Origin of the sequence: Alkalicoccobacillus gibsonii, from assembly GCF_016798245.1 — a bacterium.
In the GTDB taxonomy this organism is placed as follows: domain Bacteria; phylum Bacillota; class Bacilli; order Bacillales; family Bacillaceae_D; genus Alkalicoccobacillus; species Alkalicoccobacillus gibsonii.
The window spans coordinates 44,468-60,795 of the sequence record NZ_JAEUZA010000007.1 but is presented as its reverse complement, the minus strand read 5'-3'; the positions used below and the strand labels follow the sequence as shown (position 1 = coordinate 60,795).

Here is a 16,328-nt window from a genome sequence, read left to right as displayed (position 1 = left end):
GGCTTTTTTGTATGGAAAAATGAATTTGAGGAGGGCGCTTCATGCCTGAGGAAAAAAAGAGCTTTTATATTACAACGCCGATTTATTACCCAAGTGGGAATTTACACATTGGGCATACGTACACAACCGTTGCAGGCGATGCAATGGCCCGTTACAAACGTCTTCGTGGCTATGATGTTCGTTACTTAACTGGAACAGATGAGCACGGCCAAAAGATTGAACAAAAAGCAGCAGAACAGGGGCTAACACCGCTTGAATTTACAGACAAAATGGTGAAGCCTATCCAAGCGCTTTGGGAAAAGCTAGACATTTCCTATGATGACTTTATTCGTACAACAGAGGATCGTCATAAGGTTGTTGTAGAGAAGCTATTTGAACAATTATTAAAACAAGGTGATATTTATCTCGATGAATACGAAGGTTGGTATTCTGTACCGGATGAGACCTTCTACAGCGAGAGACAGCTTGTGGATGTAACGAAGGACGAAAACGGCACAGTAACTGGTGGGAAGAGTCCAGATTCAGGCCACCCTGTAGAGAAGGTTCGTGAGCAGTCTTACTTTTTCCGCATGAGCAAATACGCCGATCGCCTACTTGCTCATTACGAAGCAAACCCTGATTTCATTCAGCCGGTGTCTCGTAAGAATGAAATGGTGAATAACTTTATCAAACCAGGTCTTGAAGACTTAGCGGTGTCCAGAACAACATTTAGCTGGGGTGTGAAGGTGCCGAGTAATCCGAAGCATGTCGTGTATGTATGGATCGATGCCTTGGCCAATTACATTACAGCACTTGGTTATGGTACGGAAGACGATACATTGTATAAAACATATTGGCCGGCAAACGTTCATTTAGTCGGAAAAGATATTCTAAGATTCCACACAATCTACTGGCCGATTATGTTAATGGCACTAGACATTCCGCTTCCAAAGAAAGTGTTTGGTCATGGCTGGTTCCTTACAAAGGACGGTAAGATGTCCAAGTCTAAAGGAAATGTGGTTGATCCGGTTCCGTTGATTGATCGTTATGGTCTGGATGCGATTCGCTACTACTTATTGCGTGAAGTACCGTTTGGCGCAGATGGCGTTTTTACACCAGAAGCGTTTGTTGAGCGTGTGAACTACGATTTAGCTAATGATTTAGGAAATCTACTTAATCGAACAGTGGCAATGATTCAGAAGTATTTTGATGGAGAGATTCCTGCGTATGTAAAGAATGGTACGCCATTCGATGAAGATCTACTTGACCTCGTGAGTGCGACAGTTGTGAAAGTAGAAAATGCAATGGAAGAAATGGAATTCTCAATTGCATTAACGGCGATTTGGCAGCTTGTTAGTCGTACAAATAAGTACATTGATGAGACACAGCCGTGGACGCTGGCGAAGGATGAAGGCGAGAAAGAGCGTCTTGGTACAGTGATGTATCACCTAGCAGAGTCAATCCGTATCATCTCTGTCTTAATTCAGCCATTTATGACGAAAACACCAGGTAAGATTTGGTCACAGCTTGGTGTCGAAGAGTCGTTAACAACGTGGGATTCTACGGCTACATTTGGTCAGCTGCCTACCGGTACAAGAGTAGGAAAAGGAGATCCGATTTTCCCTCGTCTGGATGTTGAGGAAGAAGTGGCTCATATCGTTGAATTAATGGGTGGAAAAGTTAAAGAAACACAAGAGCCAGAAGAGATTGAAGATGAGAATCAAATTACGATCGAGGACTTCTCAAAGGTTGAACTGCGTGTTGCAGAAGTGACAGCAGCTGAGCCAGTACAGGGAGCGGATCGTCTGCTTAAAATCCAATTGGATCTTGGCTATGAACGGCGCCAGGTTGTTTCTGGGATTGCGAAATTTTATAAACCAGAAGAGCTAGTTGGTAAAAAGGTCATTTGTGTGACCAATCTAAAACCAGTGAAGCTGCGTGGCGAACTGTCTCAAGGGATGATTCTTGCTGGTTCTAAAGGTAAGAAACTTCAGCTAGCAACGATTGATGGAGCTCTTCCAAATGGTGCTCAAGTAAAATAAGTAACGAAAAGTGGGTGAGACATAATATAAATCACCCACGAAAACACGAACATAGCAACAAATCCGCTACAGGAGAATCCCTCCCACCAGCGGGGACGGCCTCAGCCCCTTTCGCGGGAAAAGCGCCGCTACAGTGTATTCACCGCGTTCTGTTACGCAGGAGTGTCGGGTTCTCCTTTCGCTCATTTTTACAAAAACTCGAATGGCGAATGATTCGCTCGTTGAATCATTCGCCATTTTTGCGTTTATTTTTAGTTATGTTTCAGGCATTTTTCTATTCAGTCATCTCCACTTTTTCAATACGAACACGGCTTACTTTTCTTGTATCTACTTCTAGAATTTCAAACACTAGGTTTTGAAAACTCATCGTTTCTCCGATCGTAGGTAGGTAGCCAAATTGGTCGAGAAGAAAACCTGCTAAGTTATCTTCATCTTCAGGAATCTGAGTGTGGAAGACAATATTTAAACGGCGGAGTGCGATTTTCCCATCGCAAACGATTTCTGTATCTGTCTGCTTCTCAACCAGTACATCATCGACATCTGTCTCGTCTTCAATGTCTTGTCCAATAATGGCTTCAATTAGATCCTCGTGTGTCACAATTCCTTCAGTACCGCCGTATTCATCAAGTACAATGGCAATGTGTTTCTTTTCTTGGATCATACGTTGAAAGACAGAATTAACCGGCTGGAATTCATGGACAAACATTGGATCTAAATCAGCAATGTCACGTGCCTGTTTTTGGGGATCACGGAGCCAGGTGAGAATAAACTTCGAATGGAAAACACCAATAATATGGTCGATGTCCGTTTCATAGACCGGATATCTTGAATAGGGATTATCGGAGACAATTTTTTGGGCCTCCTCAAAGGTCATGTCTGCGGGAATACCCTGTACATCAATTCTCGGTGTCTTTAACACATCAGCTACATTTAATTGTTGGAAGTCCATCATGCTTTTAAGCCGATTCACTTCCTCATTTTCAAAGGTTCCTTCAAGCTGTCCTATATCAAACATGGCACGCATTTCTTCCTTTGAAAACGATGCATGCCCACTTGCGTTTTTACCAAGTAGCTTGATAACTAGTCGTGTGAATGCATTTAAAAGGAACGTCACTGGTTTGAGGATCAATAGTAAGAGCTTGGTGAGTGGATAGACCATATAGGCAATACGTTCGGGGAAGGCAGCGGCAACTGACTTAGGTAGAACCTCTGCAAAAATAATAATTAGAACGGTTAAAACACCGGTGGCAATTCCGACATTTAAGCCGTAATCAAGTGCTACAATGGTCACTAAAGATGGAAGGATGATGTTTGGTACGTTATTAGCGACAAGAATACCTGGTATAAATTCTTCTGCATTTGTTACAAGCTTTAGAAGTCGTTCTGACTTCTTATCACCATTTGCAGCTTTGGTTTGAAGTTTAATTTTATTTGTCGCCGTTAAAGCGGTCTCACTTCCGGAAAAGAAGCTCGAAGCGACAAATAACAAAATGATAGCAATGATCAAGTTGGTTCCCTCCAGTTTAAGTCCAGACATAAAACAAAGTCAGGGACTGCTAAAACCATCATAATAAAGCAAAAGGGCAAAATCAAGGAAGGTGCAAAGCGCCGCAAGAACAAGAAAAGGCCGAGCACCTCTGCGAAAGGAAATGCTCGACTCACATTTTTTAGCATTCGATTTAAAATTCCTCATAGATTGCAGGGTCCTGATCGTGAATTCGACCATCTGGTTTAGTAAGCTTATTAATTGTATGCATCTCCTGATCTGACAAAGAAAAATCAAACACAGCCAAGTTTTCACGCTGACGTCCAGCTGATGAAGCTTTTGGCAGAGGCAATGCGCCTAGCTGAATGTGCCACCTTAAGATAATTTGAGGAATCGTTTTATCGTGGGTTTGAGCGATAGACTGAATATCCTTGTTTTCCAGTACGTGACTAGCACGACCAAGAGGACTCCAAGACTCTGTGATAATTCCATGCTCCTGATGATAGGAGCGTTGTGTTTCCTGTGAAAAATAAGGGTGCAATTCCACTTGATTCATACTAGGTGTAACACCTGTCTCATGAATGATCTTCTCTAGATGCTCAGGAAGAAAGTTTGAGACTCCGATCGAACGAATAAGTCCCCATTTCTTTGCATCGATTAATGCTTGCCACGCTTCGACATACATCTCTTGTTTCGGGTTGGGCCAATGAATTAAATAGAGATCGTAATAGTCAAGACCGGCTCGTAGTAGTGATTCTTGAATGGTTGTTACAGCCTTTTTATAGCTATGGTGCCGACCTGGTAGTTTTGACGTAATTCGTAGCTGCTCTCGTGGAATGGAGCTGCGTCTAATCGCTGCACCTACTGCGCCTTCATTTTCATAATTAAAGGCAGAGTCAATCAGACGATAACCAGTGTCGATTGCACTGGAGATGATTGAAACCCCTGCGCTACCTTTAATATTAGCTGTTCCAAATCCAATAGCAGGAACCTCTAACCCATCATTTAACGTTTTTGAGGAAATACCGTGTGTCAAACGAAAAAACTCCTCTCCATCATGTGATTACCCTTCTATACCCAATGAGTAAAAAGTTAGTCAATGGAATGAATAGCAGAATGAGCTAATTTCGAAATGGTCATATCATCCATAGGGGGATTGTGCAGACCTGCTCGCACATCCCTATAATAGCGCTGCAGTGGACATGAAAGCTCTAAGCTCTTTGCTCCAACGATTCGCATCGCTTTATCTACCACTTTAATACTGTTATTCACAACGGTGTGCTTCACCGCACCGATTTCATGCTCGATTATCGGGCGAGTTTGGCTGTTATCGTATGCTCGAGCAACGGAATAGATCATGTGCCGTGACTGCATCATTAATAATTCGATCTCGCCAATAGCCGTTTGGACATTCGGTAATTCACTAATTTTGCCAGAAATACTATTTGGTGCATGAACCGTTGAGAAGTGCACGGCATAATCACGTGCAGCTTGTGCGATCCCAAGATAATTTGCGGGAATATGCATCATCCATGCATTGACTTCGCGTCCACGAGGACCATCGTTTACCTCCACTAAATAAAAGTCTTCTACCCACACATCCTGTAAAAGTAAGTCGTGACTCTCTGTGCTACGCATTCCGAGCATATTCCAGTTTTCTCTAATAGAAATCCCTTTTGTATCACGATGAATTAGGAAGAACCCAACCGCTTCTTTCTCTTCAATCCATACGCCTACCAAATAATAAGTTAAAAAAGGAGACATCGTAGTGAATGTTTTTTCTCCATTTATGATCCAGCCGTCACCCGAACGAGTTGCAGTCGACCCGGGTCGACCCCCGCGTGTTGGACTGCCAGTCTGTGCTTCACTGACTGCACGGTTAATTAAAGCTCCTTTTTGCACCTCTTTTGCTAAAAAGGATAGCTGTTCCTCTGACCATTTACGTTTTTCGTAGATTTCGGCAACTACACTTTGGTGCCAGCTAATCGAAAGGGCGGTGGCGCCATCCATACTACCTAACGTTTCTTGAAATAAAACAAGGTCCGCTATGGAAAGACTACTTCCGCCTAGTGATTCGGGAATCGGAAGGGTCGTATAGCCACTATCGACAAGAGCTTGAATATGGTTCGTTGGGAAGGTTCCCGACTCATCGTTATCTCTAGCTGTAGATTCAATTTGTGAACGCAAGGCTTCGAGCTTTTTTAACCATGTTTGTTGGAAATCAGTTGTTGCAAATAATGCTTTAGACAAGGTTATCCATCTCCTTTTCTGATTTCTCTCTTTACCCTTATTTTATCATGATCATTCGATTTATTCTTACTTAACGGATGTGTTTGATAGAAATGCCGAAGCCTTGCATCGATCTCTCAAAAAGCGGTAAGATCTTTGGCAGAGACATAGACCAGTGAATGGAGGAACATCATGTTATTTGACACACATGTACATTTAAACGCAGATCAATTTGAGGACGATCTTGAGCAGGTACTCAAACGAGCAAATGAAGCAGGCGTAGAGCGAATGGTTGTCGTTGGTTTTGATGAGAAAACCATCAAAAAAGCTATTGAATTAGTTGAAACGTATGACTTTTTGTATGCAGCTGTCGGTTGGCATCCAGTTGATGCCATTGATATGACGGAGGAACATTTAAGCTGGCTAGAAGAGCTTGCTTCACATCCAAAAGTTGTGGCCTTAGGTGAAATGGGGCTTGATTACCACTGGGATAAATCACCAAAGGATGTTCAAAAAGACGTTTTCCGAAAACAAATCCACCTAGCAAAAAAAGTAAATCTTCCTATTATTATTCACAACCGTGATGCAGACCAAGATATTGTTGAAATCTTAGAAGCAGAAGGAGCGGATGAAGTCGGAGGAATCATGCATTGCTTTGGGGGAAGTGTTGAAATTGCCGATAGGTGCTTAAAGATGAACTTCTACATCTCTTTAGGCGGACCGGTCACCTTCAAAAATGCCAGACGGCCAAAAGAAGTAGCCAAACATGTTCCTGCAGACAAGCTACTTATAGAAACAGACTGTCCTTACCTTGCCCCACACCCAAACCGTGGAAAACGAAACGAACCAGCCTACGTCAAACTAGTAGCAGAAGAAATCGCAACCCTACGCGAAACAACATACGAACAACTAGCACAACAAACCACCGAAAACGCGAAGAAGTTGTTTAAGATTAAAGATTAATTAAGTTTAAATGGTAAATAAAGGTATGATTGTTATTTACTTTTTTCTCGGGTTTTAAAAAGTCTGAGCACTAAACAACGTATTTTCAACTTACGAAGCGGACGGGCTGACCGGCCGACTCCGAAGGGAAAAAGAGGCAAAGTTGAAATACACTGGCGAAGCCAGTTTAGTTCAACGCCTCCCGAGCGAGACTTGCCGGTCAGCACGGTAGCGAATTTAGTGGAACTAAATAATGTGTATTAGCATTCGACACCTTGTCTCAAATCCTGAGACAAGGCTCTTTTGTTCTACAAATCAAGTTTTGGACATAAGGGTAATTGTCGAAAGAATTTTCTTTTCAATTTCTAATTGTCAAGAGATAATAAGGGCAATATTCACGTTAAAAATGAATTTTTTCTAAAGTTTATTTGACAAGAGGAGGGACAATCAGTATACTTCATAGCGTTAAGAGGAGGAATGTATACATATGGAAGCGACTAAGACATATAGGCTTCTTTTGGATCATGTTTCTAATCATAAGTATCTCATTTCAATCGTTGGTTTTGCTTTAGCATTAGCAGCCGTTTTTTATGCGGTTTTTGAAATGACCAAGCATACAGTGACTGTTAGCATTGATGGAACAGAAGAAGTTGTCCTATCAACACACGCAGACACGGTTGCAGATTTATTCGCTGATGAAGATTGGGATACAAACCAATATGATCTCATAGAACCGTCACTCGACACAAAGATAAACGAAGACACAGAGGTTTTATGGAAACAAGCAAAAGAAGTAGCAGTCACGACCGATGGGGAGACAGAAACGGTCTGGACCACACAAGAAGATGTTAAAGGGTTACTTGATGAATTATCTATTGAGTATAAAGAGCATGACGAGTTAGAGCCACAAGTAGATACAGCTATTACAGATAATATGAATGTTCAATATGATTCGGCCTTTCTTGTGACGTTAAAAAGCGATGGGGAAGAGCAGGATATTTGGACAACTTCGACGACTGTCGCTGACTTTTTGGATAGAGAAGATGTTGAACTAGGAGATTTAGATCGAGTCGAGCCTGTGGTAGAGGACCGTTTAGATAAAGAATCAATTGTTCAAGTTACACGCATTGAAAAGGTCACCGATGTGGTGGAAGAGAACATTTCGTATGAGACGATTACGAAAAATGATGACACGATTGATAAGGGCAAGGAAAAGGTTGAAGAAGAGGGCGAAGAGGGAACTCTTGAGAAGACCTATGAGCTTGTTCTTGAAGACGGAGAAGAAGTATCACGTGAGCTTGTGAAAACAGAAACAACGAAGGATCACAAAGATCGAGTGGTTGCTGTTGGTACACGTGAGGAAGCCGTTGTGGCGAAAGCCGAGCAAGAGCCTGTGAAAGAAGCAAAACAAGAGACAAAGATAGCAAGCGAACAAGTTGAGGCTGCCCCGGCAGAGGAACCTGCAGCTGAGAAGTCATTTACCATGACAGCTACAGCCTATACAGCGAGCTGTGCTGGGTGTAGTGGAGTAACAGCTACTGGTATTGATTTAAATAGTAACCGTAATATGAAAGTGGTCGCTGTAGATCCAAGTGTGATTCCACTTGGTTCAAAAGTTCACGTAGAAGGCTACGGAACGGCGATTGCTGGAGATACAGGTGGAGCAATATCCGGGAATAAGATTGACCTACATGTTCCATCTCAAGCAGAAGCGGAGCGCTTTGGCCGCAAGCAAGTAAAAGTAACGATTGTTGAATAATGTACGATTACACGAAGTCGATCCATGGATAAGTTATCCAAGGTGATCGGCTTCTTTTGTTTTAATCAGAATCAGGATACAATAAAGGACAGAAGATAAGAGAGCGGAGAATGGATATGAAAATAAAAGAAGTCATTGTGGTTGAAGGCAGAGATGATACAACGGCCATTCAACGAGCCGTAGATGCGGATACCATTGAAACAAATGGCTCAGCCATAGGTGAATCGGTACTCGCTCGTATTGCACTTGCCAAGGAGAGACGAGGCGTTATTATTTTAACGGATCCAGACTATCCTGGCGAACGCATTCGCCGGATTGTCAGCGACCGCGTGCCAGGCTGTAAGCATGCATTTCTGCCTAAGCATGCAGCCATTTCAAAAAACGGGGATGACTTAGGAGTAGAAAATGCTACGCCGGATGCAATACGTGCTGCACTAACCTCGGTCCAGGAGATTACAGAGGAAGCCCCAGCTCACATTCTTTGGGAGGATTTGCACGCTGCTGGTCTAGTAGCTGGTGCCCATGCTAAACAAAGACGGGAGCGTCTAGGTGAAGAGCTCTCAATTGGGTATGCAAATGGCAAGCAGCTACTCAAACGACTACATATGTTTCAAATCAAACCCGAAGAATTCAGGGAAGCATTGATTTTAGTTCTTAAGGAGGAACAACAGCATGACTAAAGATATAGCCACTCCATTACGTACCAAAGAAATCCTTCAAAAACATGGATTTCAACTGAAAAAGAGTTTAGGACAAAATTTTCTTATTGATACAAACATCCTCACAAATATTGTAGAGGCTGCAGAGATCGATGAAGAAACAGGTGTGATTGAAGTTGGACCAGGGATTGGTGCGCTGACAGAATATCTAGCCAGAAAAGCCAAAAAGGTCGTTTCCATTGAAATTGATCAACGACTCCTACCGGTTCTAGCTGATACACTGTCCCCATACTCGAATGCAGAGGTTGTACATTCAGATGTATTAAAATTAGATCTTGATCAGCTTATAAAGGATAAGTTCTCTGATGTGAAACAGGTAAAGGTTGTAGCAAACTTGCCATACTACGTGACGACTCCTATCCTTATGCGCTTTTTAGAGGGTAAGGTTGATGTAACAAGCATCACAGTTATGATTCAATCTGAAGTTGCGCAGCGTATTGCTGCTGAGCCGGGAACGAAGGAATACGGTGCTCTCTCCATTGCAGCGCAGTACTATGCAGAAGCCGAGCGTGTCATGACTGTGCCTGCAAGTGTATTTGTTCCGCCGCCGCGCGTTGATTCGGCAGTACTTCACTTACGCGTGCGAAATGAGCCTGCTGCTAAAGTGATTGACGAGCGCTACTTCTTTGAAGTGTTTCATGCAAGCTTCGCGAATCGCCGGAAGACCATTTTAAACAATCTAGTGCATAACCTTGGCCCGAAAGAACGTAAGGTTGATATTGAAGAAGCGCTCACAGAAGCTGCGATCGACCCAAAAAGACGTGGAGAGACGTTATCCATTCAGGAATTTGCCACGCTAAGTGATGCGCTGTATTCTCGTTTAAAGGCATAATAGTGCACCGTTTCCTTCTATGAATCATAGGCTGAACAGGAGGGGGGCGGAGCGATGAAGTATGTGGTGGGCGATATCGTAACAAGACATTCGTACCAAAATGACATGCTGTTTCGGATACTTGAACTCACAGACCAAACAGCTATGCTTGCAGGAGAAGAAATGAGACTTCTGGCAGATGCTCCATTAGATGATCTGTTACCAGTTTCTGATATAGATAAGCGTAAAAGACGAGAGCTCGGGAAACAAAAAGAAGATGTATCCTACAGACTTTTCCGGCAAGATGCAAAGTTAATGAAGAAACGTAATGAATATGCCGCGACATCGGGTTACGAATCAGATGCCTCTTTTTTTGAACTGCGTGGAAGAGTACTACACTTAGATGGGGATGCATTTTACCTGCAGCGGTGTACGGAGCTATATGAACGATTTGGCGTGCCTGTATACGGTGTTCATCTTGATGAGAAGAAGATGCCGGATCAGATTGCATCCTTGCTTGAAATGGTTCAGCCAGACATTGTAGTGATTACCGGACATGATGCCTACCTTGAGACCCGAGGCAACCGAGATGATCTGCGAGCATATCGACATACTAAGTATTTTGCCGAATGTGTGCGAATTGCACGGAAGTACTGTGCAAATAGAGATCAATTAATTATTTTTGCTGGTGCCTGTCAATCTCATTTTGAGACGTTAATAAAAGCAGGAGCAAACTTTGCAAGTTCTCCGGATCGGGTGAATATTCATGCTCTTGACCCTGTCTATATTGCCTCAAAGGTAAGTCAGACCTCTTACTTAGATGCCATTAAACTGTGGGAAGTCTTACGTAACACCATTACTGGTGAAAAAGGGTTGGGCGGCATAGAAACAAAAGGCATTATGCGATTAGGGATGCCTCTTAAAACGCCTGAATCATAACCAAAACACCCCATTTACATTAGAAGAACTAATGTAAATGGGGTGTTTTTTTGTTTTTATACATAAAATTCGACAAAAGAAGCATGCTATTTGTAACTAATAGTTGGAAGATTCTTTTTTTGTGCAAAAGCGTTGACATGTTTGAGATGGGATTGTTATAATTAAAAATTTATTTGACGAATTGTGACGAATGTGTTATGATGAGCAAATAGTGAGGTGGGTGTCAGGATGGCAAAAACATTGATTGATATCAAGCGAACACTGGATGCAAACGTAGGGAAGAGAATTACGATCAAAGCAAACGGCGGTCGTCGTAAAACCATGGAACGTTCTGGATTATTAGAGGAAACCTATCCATCGGTATTTATTGTTAAGCTCGACGAAGAGAATGCGTTTGAACGTGTATCCTACAGCTATGCAGATGTATTAACTCAAACAGTTGAACTTCTTTTGACCGAGTCAGAAGAGGGAGATAATGAGGTAGCACTTAACGCCTAACAACAGGATAAGACCTAATAACGTGACTTTCTGTAAGATACAGGGAGTCATATTTTTTTGTTTTTTAAGCAACCTAATACTGTTGTCGTACACAATATGTTTTGGGGAGATGTTCCGGATGAGTAGAAGACGCGGCGTCATGTCTGAACGATTGAAAGTAGAACTGGCAAAAGAGCTTGGTTTTTACGAAACAGTTGAAAAAGATGGCTGGGGCGGCATCCGTGCCATTGATGCAGGAAATATGGTGAAACGAGCCATTGAAATTGCAGAAAATCAATTGGCTAATGAGCATAACTCTAAGTAACAAAAGACGACAACGATTCAGAACAGTCTCGCGATACGCGGGACTGTTTTTTCTTGCAGATGTTTAAACAAAAGAGAGACGGGGAATAATGAATCTAACAAACAATTACTAGATTAGGAGGTTAGGTCAATGAGTTTAAAGGAATACATTGAGTCCATTAATGAAATGCTCGAGGAAGCTAAACAAGAAGGCCAAGTGAACACTAGTGATAGCTCTAAGTAATCGTTTAGACTTATTACGTAACCTATAACATATGTCACGTTACATAAAAACCTCTACTTTCGTTGAGGTTTTTTGTTTTGCAGAAAAAAGCAAAATGGAATGATGGTGGTATGTTCAAGGAACTAGTGATAAAATAGCGTAAGCATATCTATAGAAGGTGAAGACGTGAAATGTTCAGTAAAAGCACCGGCAAAAATCAACCTCTCTCTTGATGTATTAGGAAAACGAGCAGATGGTTATCATGAAGTAGAAATGATCATGACAACAGTTGATTTAGCCGATCGGATTGATTTAACAGAAACGACGGATAGGCGAATTACTGTTGAGGTTTCAGAAGGCTTTGTTCCAAGCGACCACCGAAACTTGGCATGGCAGGCTGGAGATTTGCTTCAAAAGCGGTATAAGGTGAACAAAGGTGCGCATATCTACATTACTAAGCGAATTCCTGTTGCAGCAGGACTTGCTGGGGGAAGTAGTGATGCGGCTGCCACACTGCGTGGTTTAAATGAACTTTGGGGACTGGGTCTCTCCCTGGATGAATTAGCGAAGCTTGGTGGAGAAATCGGGTCAGACGTTCCTTTTTGTGTATACGGGGGGACAGCCATTGCTACGGGTAGAGGAGAAATCATTCGACACATTGATTCGCCCCCTCCTTTTTGGGTCATTTTGGCCAAGCCTCCTACAGGCGTATCTACGGCAGACATTTATCGAGGCTTAAAGCTAGATGCCATAGAACATCCGGATACAAGAGCAATGGAAGCGGCCATTGAGGAACAGGATTTTGATGAAATCTGCAGTTTATTACACAACGTTCTTGAATCGGTTACATTAGACCTCTATCCAGAGGTAGATAATATTAAGAAGCAAATGCAAAAGTTTGGTGCAGATGGCGTCTTGATGAGTGGAAGTGGGCCGACTGTTTTTGGTTTAGTTGCTAAGGAATCTCGATTAAATCGAATTTATAATGGATTAAGAGGATTCTGTGACGACGTCCATGCTGTTCGATTAATTCGTTCCAGTAATACTTGCTTAAAACCGTACAAAGATGATATGTTATAAACAATTATTCGGTTTTTGGCGGAGGTATTATGAAAAAACTTAAACGAAGTGGTCGCCTTGTAGATATGACATACTACTTACTACAGCACCCTCATGAGGTCATTTCTCTTTCTCACTTCTCAGAGCGTTATCATTCGGCAAAATCTTCAATAAGTGAAGACTTGGTGATTGTTAAGGAAATCTTTGAAGAAGAAGGGTATGGTTCTTTACTCACGATTCCGGGGGCTAGTGGTGGCGTAACATTCATTCCTAAAATGAATAAGCAAGACACGATGGAGCTCGTAGACAAATTAATAGAAGAATTATCTGATCCAGAACGGATTCTTCCTGGCGGCTACCTATATATGATGGATTTACTAGGAAATCCGAGACTTATGCATGAAGTCGGCCGGTTGTTTGCATCCGTTCTGTCAGATAAGCAAATTGATGCGGTATTAACGGTTGCTACAAAAGGCATTCCGCTTGCGTATGCAGTTGGCCATTATTTAGATGTACCAGTACGGATTGTTCGCCGTGATCTTCGCGTTATGGAAGGCTCTATGGTTAGTATCAACTATGTCTCAGGCTCATCAAAGCGTGTTCAAACGATGACACTGGCTAGACGCAGTCTCGAGCCAGGTGCTAGAGTCTTTGTAATTGATGATTTCATGAAAGCGGGCGGTACACTTAAAGGAATGGTTGATCTACTAAAGGAATTTGAGGCAGACCTTGTTGCGGTTGGTGTTTTGACCGAAACGGTAGGTGTTGAAGAACGACTCATCGACGATTATATTTCCATTACTCGTCTAAATGAAATGAACTTGCGAGATCGCACGATTACGATTGAACCAGGTAACGTCCTAGACAAAATAGACAAGCAAACAGAATTATAAGGAGGAGAATAAAATGAAAACCGTTTACACTAGTCTTGCTCCAGAAGCGATTGGCCCTTACTCCCAAGGAGTGATCGTAAACAATTTATTTTACAGCTCAGGACAAATTCCTCTAAAGCCAAATGGCGAGTTATTAGAAGGCGATGTTCAGGAGCAAACACACCAAGTGTTCGCCAACCTGAAGGCAGTTCTTGCTGAAGCAGGTTCATCCTTAGATTCTGTTGTGAAAGCAACAGTGTTCATTAAAAACATGGATGAGTTCCCTCTTATTAATGAAGTATACAGTTCATATTTTGATACCCACAAGCCTGCTCGCTCTTGCGTAGAAGTGGCGCGCTTGCCAAAGGATGTACTTGTAGAGATCGAAGTCATTGCATTAGTAAAATAGTTTGTCAGGCCAGAGTGAACAAGAGTGTTCGCTCTGGCTTTTTTAATCCTCTCTGATTGAAAAAACACTCTCTATCATCCTAAAATGAACCTTCCTCAACCAAACTACATATCATTCGACTAATTTCGTGGAAAAATTGGATATTTTAAACGTATTTTTTTAATTTTTTCATTTTTAATGCAGGAAAACGCATTCTTACAGCGAAATGAATGGGTAGTAAGAAAGTATATATCGGAGGGATGGCTACATGGAAATCACAGATGTCAGACTACGACGCGTACAGACGGACGGACGTATGCGAGCGATTGCTTCAATAACAATGGATTTTGAATTTGTTGTACACGATATTCGAGTGATTGATGGGAACAACGGTTTGTTTGTAGCTATGCCTAGTAAACGAACGCCAGAAGGGGAATTTAGAGACATTGCTCATCCAATTTCTTCAAAAACACGTGACAAAATTCAGGATGCCGTCCTGAAGGAATTTGAACGAGTTGGAGCAGCAGAGGAAGTCTCTTATGAAGAGGCAGGCGCCTCTTAATTCAGGATTGTGAGCTACTGCATTTTTTGCAGTAGCTCTTTTTGTTGAAAATCCGTAAAGAACTAGGGTAGTAACAATATATCCCTGTTGAAATAGGTCGATCTTTCCTTGAAAAGACCTGATTTTTAGGATATATTCGTAAGGGATATAGAAGATGGGGAGGAAGCTATGACGAATCGTTATGCGGTGATTTTAGCAGCGGGTCAAGGTACTCGAATGAAATCAAAGCTTTATAAAGTACTTCACCCAGTTTGTGGGAAACCTATGGTTCAGCATGTATCAGATGCGCTTAATCAAGTAGGGTTCGATGAAACGGTGATTGTAGTGGGCCATGGTGCAGAAGCAGTAAAAGCACAGCTTGGGGAAGAGTTTCATTATGTTTTGCAAGCGGAGCAACTGGGAACAGGCCATGCAGTTCTGCAAGCAGATGAACTATTAAAAGACAAAAAAGGAATTACGGTAGTACTAGCTGGGGACACACCTTTACTTACAGGTGAAACCATTGATGCATTAATCGCGGAGCATCAAGCGAAACAGGCTAAGATTACTGTACTTACAGCCCTTGCTGAGGATCCAACAGGTTACGGCAGGGTCATTCGTGGTGCAAATGGACTCGTTGAGCGTGTGGTTGAGCATAAGGATGCAACGGCTGAAGAACAAAAGGTACGTGAAATTAATACGAGCACCTATTGCTTTGATAATGAGCTCCTGTTCCAAGCGCTAAAGCAGGTTGGGAACGAGAACGCACAAGGGGAGTATTACTTACCTGATGTGATTGAAATTTTACAAAAGCAAGGAGAAGTGATTGCAGCATATCAATCTCCTACTTTCTCGGAAACGTTTGGAGTAAATGATCGTGTCGCTTTGTCAGAAGCGGAATCCATTATGAAGAAACGTATTAATGAACGCTGGATGAGAGCTGGCGTGACAATGATTGATCCGGCACAAACATATATTTCTTCTGAGGCTACAATTGGTCAAGATACGGTGATTTATCCAGGTGCTTCTATTCAAGGAACAAGCGTTATTGGTTCTGAATGTGTCATTGGGGCAAACAGTGAAATTCGAAATAGTGTGATCGCTGACTTTGTTGAAGTCAAACAATCTGTTATTCACGACAGTAAGGTAGAATCTCGTGTCACCATTGGACCATTCGCTCATATTAGACCAGGATCTGCGCTTGGTGAAGATGTGAGAATCGGAAACTTTGTTGAAGTGAAGAAATCCTCCCTTGCGAAAGGCTCCAAGGCTGCTCACCTAAGTTATGTAGGGGACGCCGAAGTGGGTCAGAACGTGAATCTTGGCTGTGGTACAATAACAGTTAACTATGATGGAGAAAACAAATATAAAACAACCATTGCCGATGGTGCATTCATAGGCAGTAACTCAAATCTTGTTGCACCAGTACACATTGGTGAAAATGCACTTGTGGCAGCTGGTTCAACAATTACAGAAGATGTTCCACACCAGGCATTATCGATTGCAAGAGCAAGACAGGTTAATAAAGAAAACTATAAGAAATCAAATTGATTCAACAA

Annotated in this window: 16 protein-coding genes; 13 read left to right on the top strand and 3 right to left on the bottom strand. The window is 42.2% G+C overall.

Going from position 1 to position 16,328, the window contains the following annotated elements:
* Nucleotides 1-41 precede the first annotated feature (41 nt).
* Nucleotides 42-2,021, top strand: coding sequence for a methionine--tRNA ligase (metG, locus tag JNO66_RS19315; protein WP_203090841.1), 1,980 nt, complete (start codon nt 42-44; stop codon nt 2,019-2,021).
* Nucleotides 2,022-2,295: 274 nt separating this feature from the next.
* Here the strand turns inward: metG and JNO66_RS19310 are convergent, their stop codons facing one another.
* From JNO66_RS19310 to JNO66_RS19300, 3 genes are all read right to left on the bottom strand, one after another.
* Nucleotides 2,296-3,528: a hemolysin family protein gene (locus JNO66_RS19310; RefSeq protein ID WP_203090840.1), complete on the bottom strand. Its 1,233-nt coding sequence runs from the start codon at nt 3,526-3,528 to the stop codon at nt 2,296-2,298.
* Nucleotides 3,529-3,700: 172 nt separating this feature from the next.
* Nucleotides 3,701-4,543, bottom strand: coding sequence for an aldo/keto reductase (locus JNO66_RS19305; protein WP_203090839.1), 843 nt, complete (start codon nt 4,541-4,543; stop codon nt 3,701-3,703).
* A 56-nt stretch (nt 4,544-4,599) separates the two neighbouring features.
* The gene (locus tag JNO66_RS19300; RefSeq protein ID WP_203090838.1) at nt 4,600-5,757 is read right to left on the bottom strand and encodes an acyl-CoA dehydrogenase family protein; all 1,158 of its coding nucleotides are present in this window, start codon (nt 5,755-5,757) and stop codon (nt 4,600-4,602) included.
* Nucleotides 5,758-5,928: 171 nt separating this feature from the next.
* Between JNO66_RS19300 and JNO66_RS19295 the strand changes: the two genes are divergently transcribed.
* From JNO66_RS19295 to glmU, 12 genes are all read left to right on the top strand, one after another.
* Complete coding sequence (locus JNO66_RS19295) at nt 5,929-6,699, top strand: TatD family hydrolase (protein ID WP_203090837.1); 771 nt, start codon at nt 5,929-5,931, stop codon at nt 6,697-6,699.
* Between the two features lie 466 nt (nt 6,700-7,165).
* Nucleotides 7,166-8,437: a G5 and 3D domain-containing protein gene (locus tag JNO66_RS20850; protein ID WP_203090836.1), complete on the top strand. Its 1,272-nt coding sequence runs from the start codon at nt 7,166-7,168 to the stop codon at nt 8,435-8,437.
* A 116-nt stretch (nt 8,438-8,553) separates the two neighbouring features.
* Nucleotides 8,554-9,117, top strand: coding sequence for a ribonuclease M5 (rnmV, locus tag JNO66_RS19285; protein ID WP_203090855.1), 564 nt, complete (start codon nt 8,554-8,556; stop codon nt 9,115-9,117).
* A complete protein-coding gene (gene rsmA / locus JNO66_RS19280; protein WP_203090835.1) occupies nt 9,110-9,988 on the top strand; it encodes a 16S rRNA (adenine(1518)-N(6)/adenine(1519)-N(6))-dimethyltransferase RsmA in 879 nt (292 codons plus the stop codon). Before rnmV ends, rsmA begins: the two co-directional genes overlap by 8 nt.
* Before the next feature lie 54 nt (nt 9,989-10,042).
* Nucleotides 10,043-10,906 carry a sporulation peptidase YabG gene (yabG, locus tag JNO66_RS19275; protein WP_203090834.1) on the top strand — a complete coding sequence of 288 codons (864 nt, stop codon included), beginning with the start codon at nt 10,043-10,045 and terminating at the stop codon, nt 10,904-10,906.
* Nucleotides 10,907-11,134: 228 nt separating this feature from the next.
* A complete protein-coding gene (gene veg, locus JNO66_RS19270) occupies nt 11,135-11,404 on the top strand; it encodes a biofilm formation stimulator Veg (RefSeq protein ID WP_203090833.1) in 270 nt (89 codons plus the stop codon).
* Nucleotides 11,405-11,522: 118 nt separating this feature from the next.
* A complete protein-coding gene (locus tag JNO66_RS19265; RefSeq protein ID WP_203090832.1) occupies nt 11,523-11,708 on the top strand; it encodes a small, acid-soluble spore protein, alpha/beta type in 186 nt (61 codons plus the stop codon).
* A 387-nt stretch (nt 11,709-12,095) separates the two neighbouring features.
* Nucleotides 12,096-12,989 carry a 4-(cytidine 5'-diphospho)-2-C-methyl-D-erythritol kinase gene (gene ispE, locus JNO66_RS19260; protein WP_203090831.1) on the top strand — a complete coding sequence of 298 codons (894 nt, stop codon included), beginning with the start codon at nt 12,096-12,098 and terminating at the stop codon, nt 12,987-12,989.
* 29 nt (nt 12,990-13,018) lie between these two features.
* Nucleotides 13,019-13,861 (top strand): pur operon repressor, encoded by an 843-nt coding sequence (purR, locus tag JNO66_RS19255; RefSeq protein ID WP_203090830.1) that lies wholly within the window; start codon nt 13,019-13,021, stop codon nt 13,859-13,861.
* 13 nt (nt 13,862-13,874) lie between these two features.
* Nucleotides 13,875-14,249, top strand: a complete 375-nt coding sequence (locus tag JNO66_RS19250; RefSeq protein WP_203090829.1) for a RidA family protein — start codon at nt 13,875-13,877, stop codon at nt 14,247-14,249.
* Nucleotides 14,250-14,496: 247 nt separating this feature from the next.
* Nucleotides 14,497-14,790: a septation regulator SpoVG gene (gene spoVG / locus JNO66_RS19245; protein WP_203090828.1), complete on the top strand. Its 294-nt coding sequence runs from the start codon at nt 14,497-14,499 to the stop codon at nt 14,788-14,790.
* A 168-nt stretch (nt 14,791-14,958) separates the two neighbouring features.
* Nucleotides 14,959-16,320 (top strand): bifunctional UDP-N-acetylglucosamine diphosphorylase/glucosamine-1-phosphate N-acetyltransferase GlmU, encoded by a 1,362-nt coding sequence (gene glmU, locus JNO66_RS19240; RefSeq protein WP_203090827.1) that lies wholly within the window; start codon nt 14,959-14,961, stop codon nt 16,318-16,320.
* Nucleotides 16,321-16,328: the final 8 nt, after the last annotated feature.

What these genes read in the sequence shown, in the direction of transcription:
- purR (WP_203090830.1), top strand. Translation starts at nt 13,019, where the DNA reads ATGAAAAAACTTAAACGAAGTGGTCGCCTTGTAGATATGACATACTAC.
- metG (WP_203090841.1), top strand. Translation starts at nt 42, where the DNA reads ATGCCTGAGGAAAAAAAGAGCTTTTATATTACAACGCCGATTTATTAC.
- JNO66_RS20850 (WP_203090836.1), top strand. Translation starts at nt 7,166, where the DNA reads ATGGAAGCGACTAAGACATATAGGCTTCTTTTGGATCATGTTTCTAAT.
- rsmA (WP_203090835.1), top strand. Translation starts at nt 9,110, where the DNA reads ATGACTAAAGATATAGCCACTCCATTACGTACCAAAGAAATCCTTCAA.
- JNO66_RS19265 (WP_203090832.1), top strand. Translation starts at nt 11,523, where the DNA reads ATGAGTAGAAGACGCGGCGTCATGTCTGAACGATTGAAAGTAGAACTG.
- glmU (WP_203090827.1), top strand. Translation starts at nt 14,959, where the DNA reads ATGACGAATCGTTATGCGGTGATTTTAGCAGCGGGTCAAGGTACTCGA.
- spoVG (WP_203090828.1), top strand. Translation starts at nt 14,497, where the DNA reads ATGGAAATCACAGATGTCAGACTACGACGCGTACAGACGGACGGACGT.
- rnmV (WP_203090855.1), top strand. Translation starts at nt 8,554, where the DNA reads ATGAAAATAAAAGAAGTCATTGTGGTTGAAGGCAGAGATGATACAACG.
- JNO66_RS19250 (WP_203090829.1), top strand. Translation starts at nt 13,875, where the DNA reads ATGAAAACCGTTTACACTAGTCTTGCTCCAGAAGCGATTGGCCCTTAC.
- JNO66_RS19295 (WP_203090837.1), top strand. Translation starts at nt 5,929, where the DNA reads ATGTTATTTGACACACATGTACATTTAAACGCAGATCAATTTGAGGAC.
- veg (WP_203090833.1), top strand. Translation starts at nt 11,135, where the DNA reads ATGGCAAAAACATTGATTGATATCAAGCGAACACTGGATGCAAACGTA.
- yabG (WP_203090834.1), top strand. Translation starts at nt 10,043, where the DNA reads ATGAAGTATGTGGTGGGCGATATCGTAACAAGACATTCGTACCAAAAT.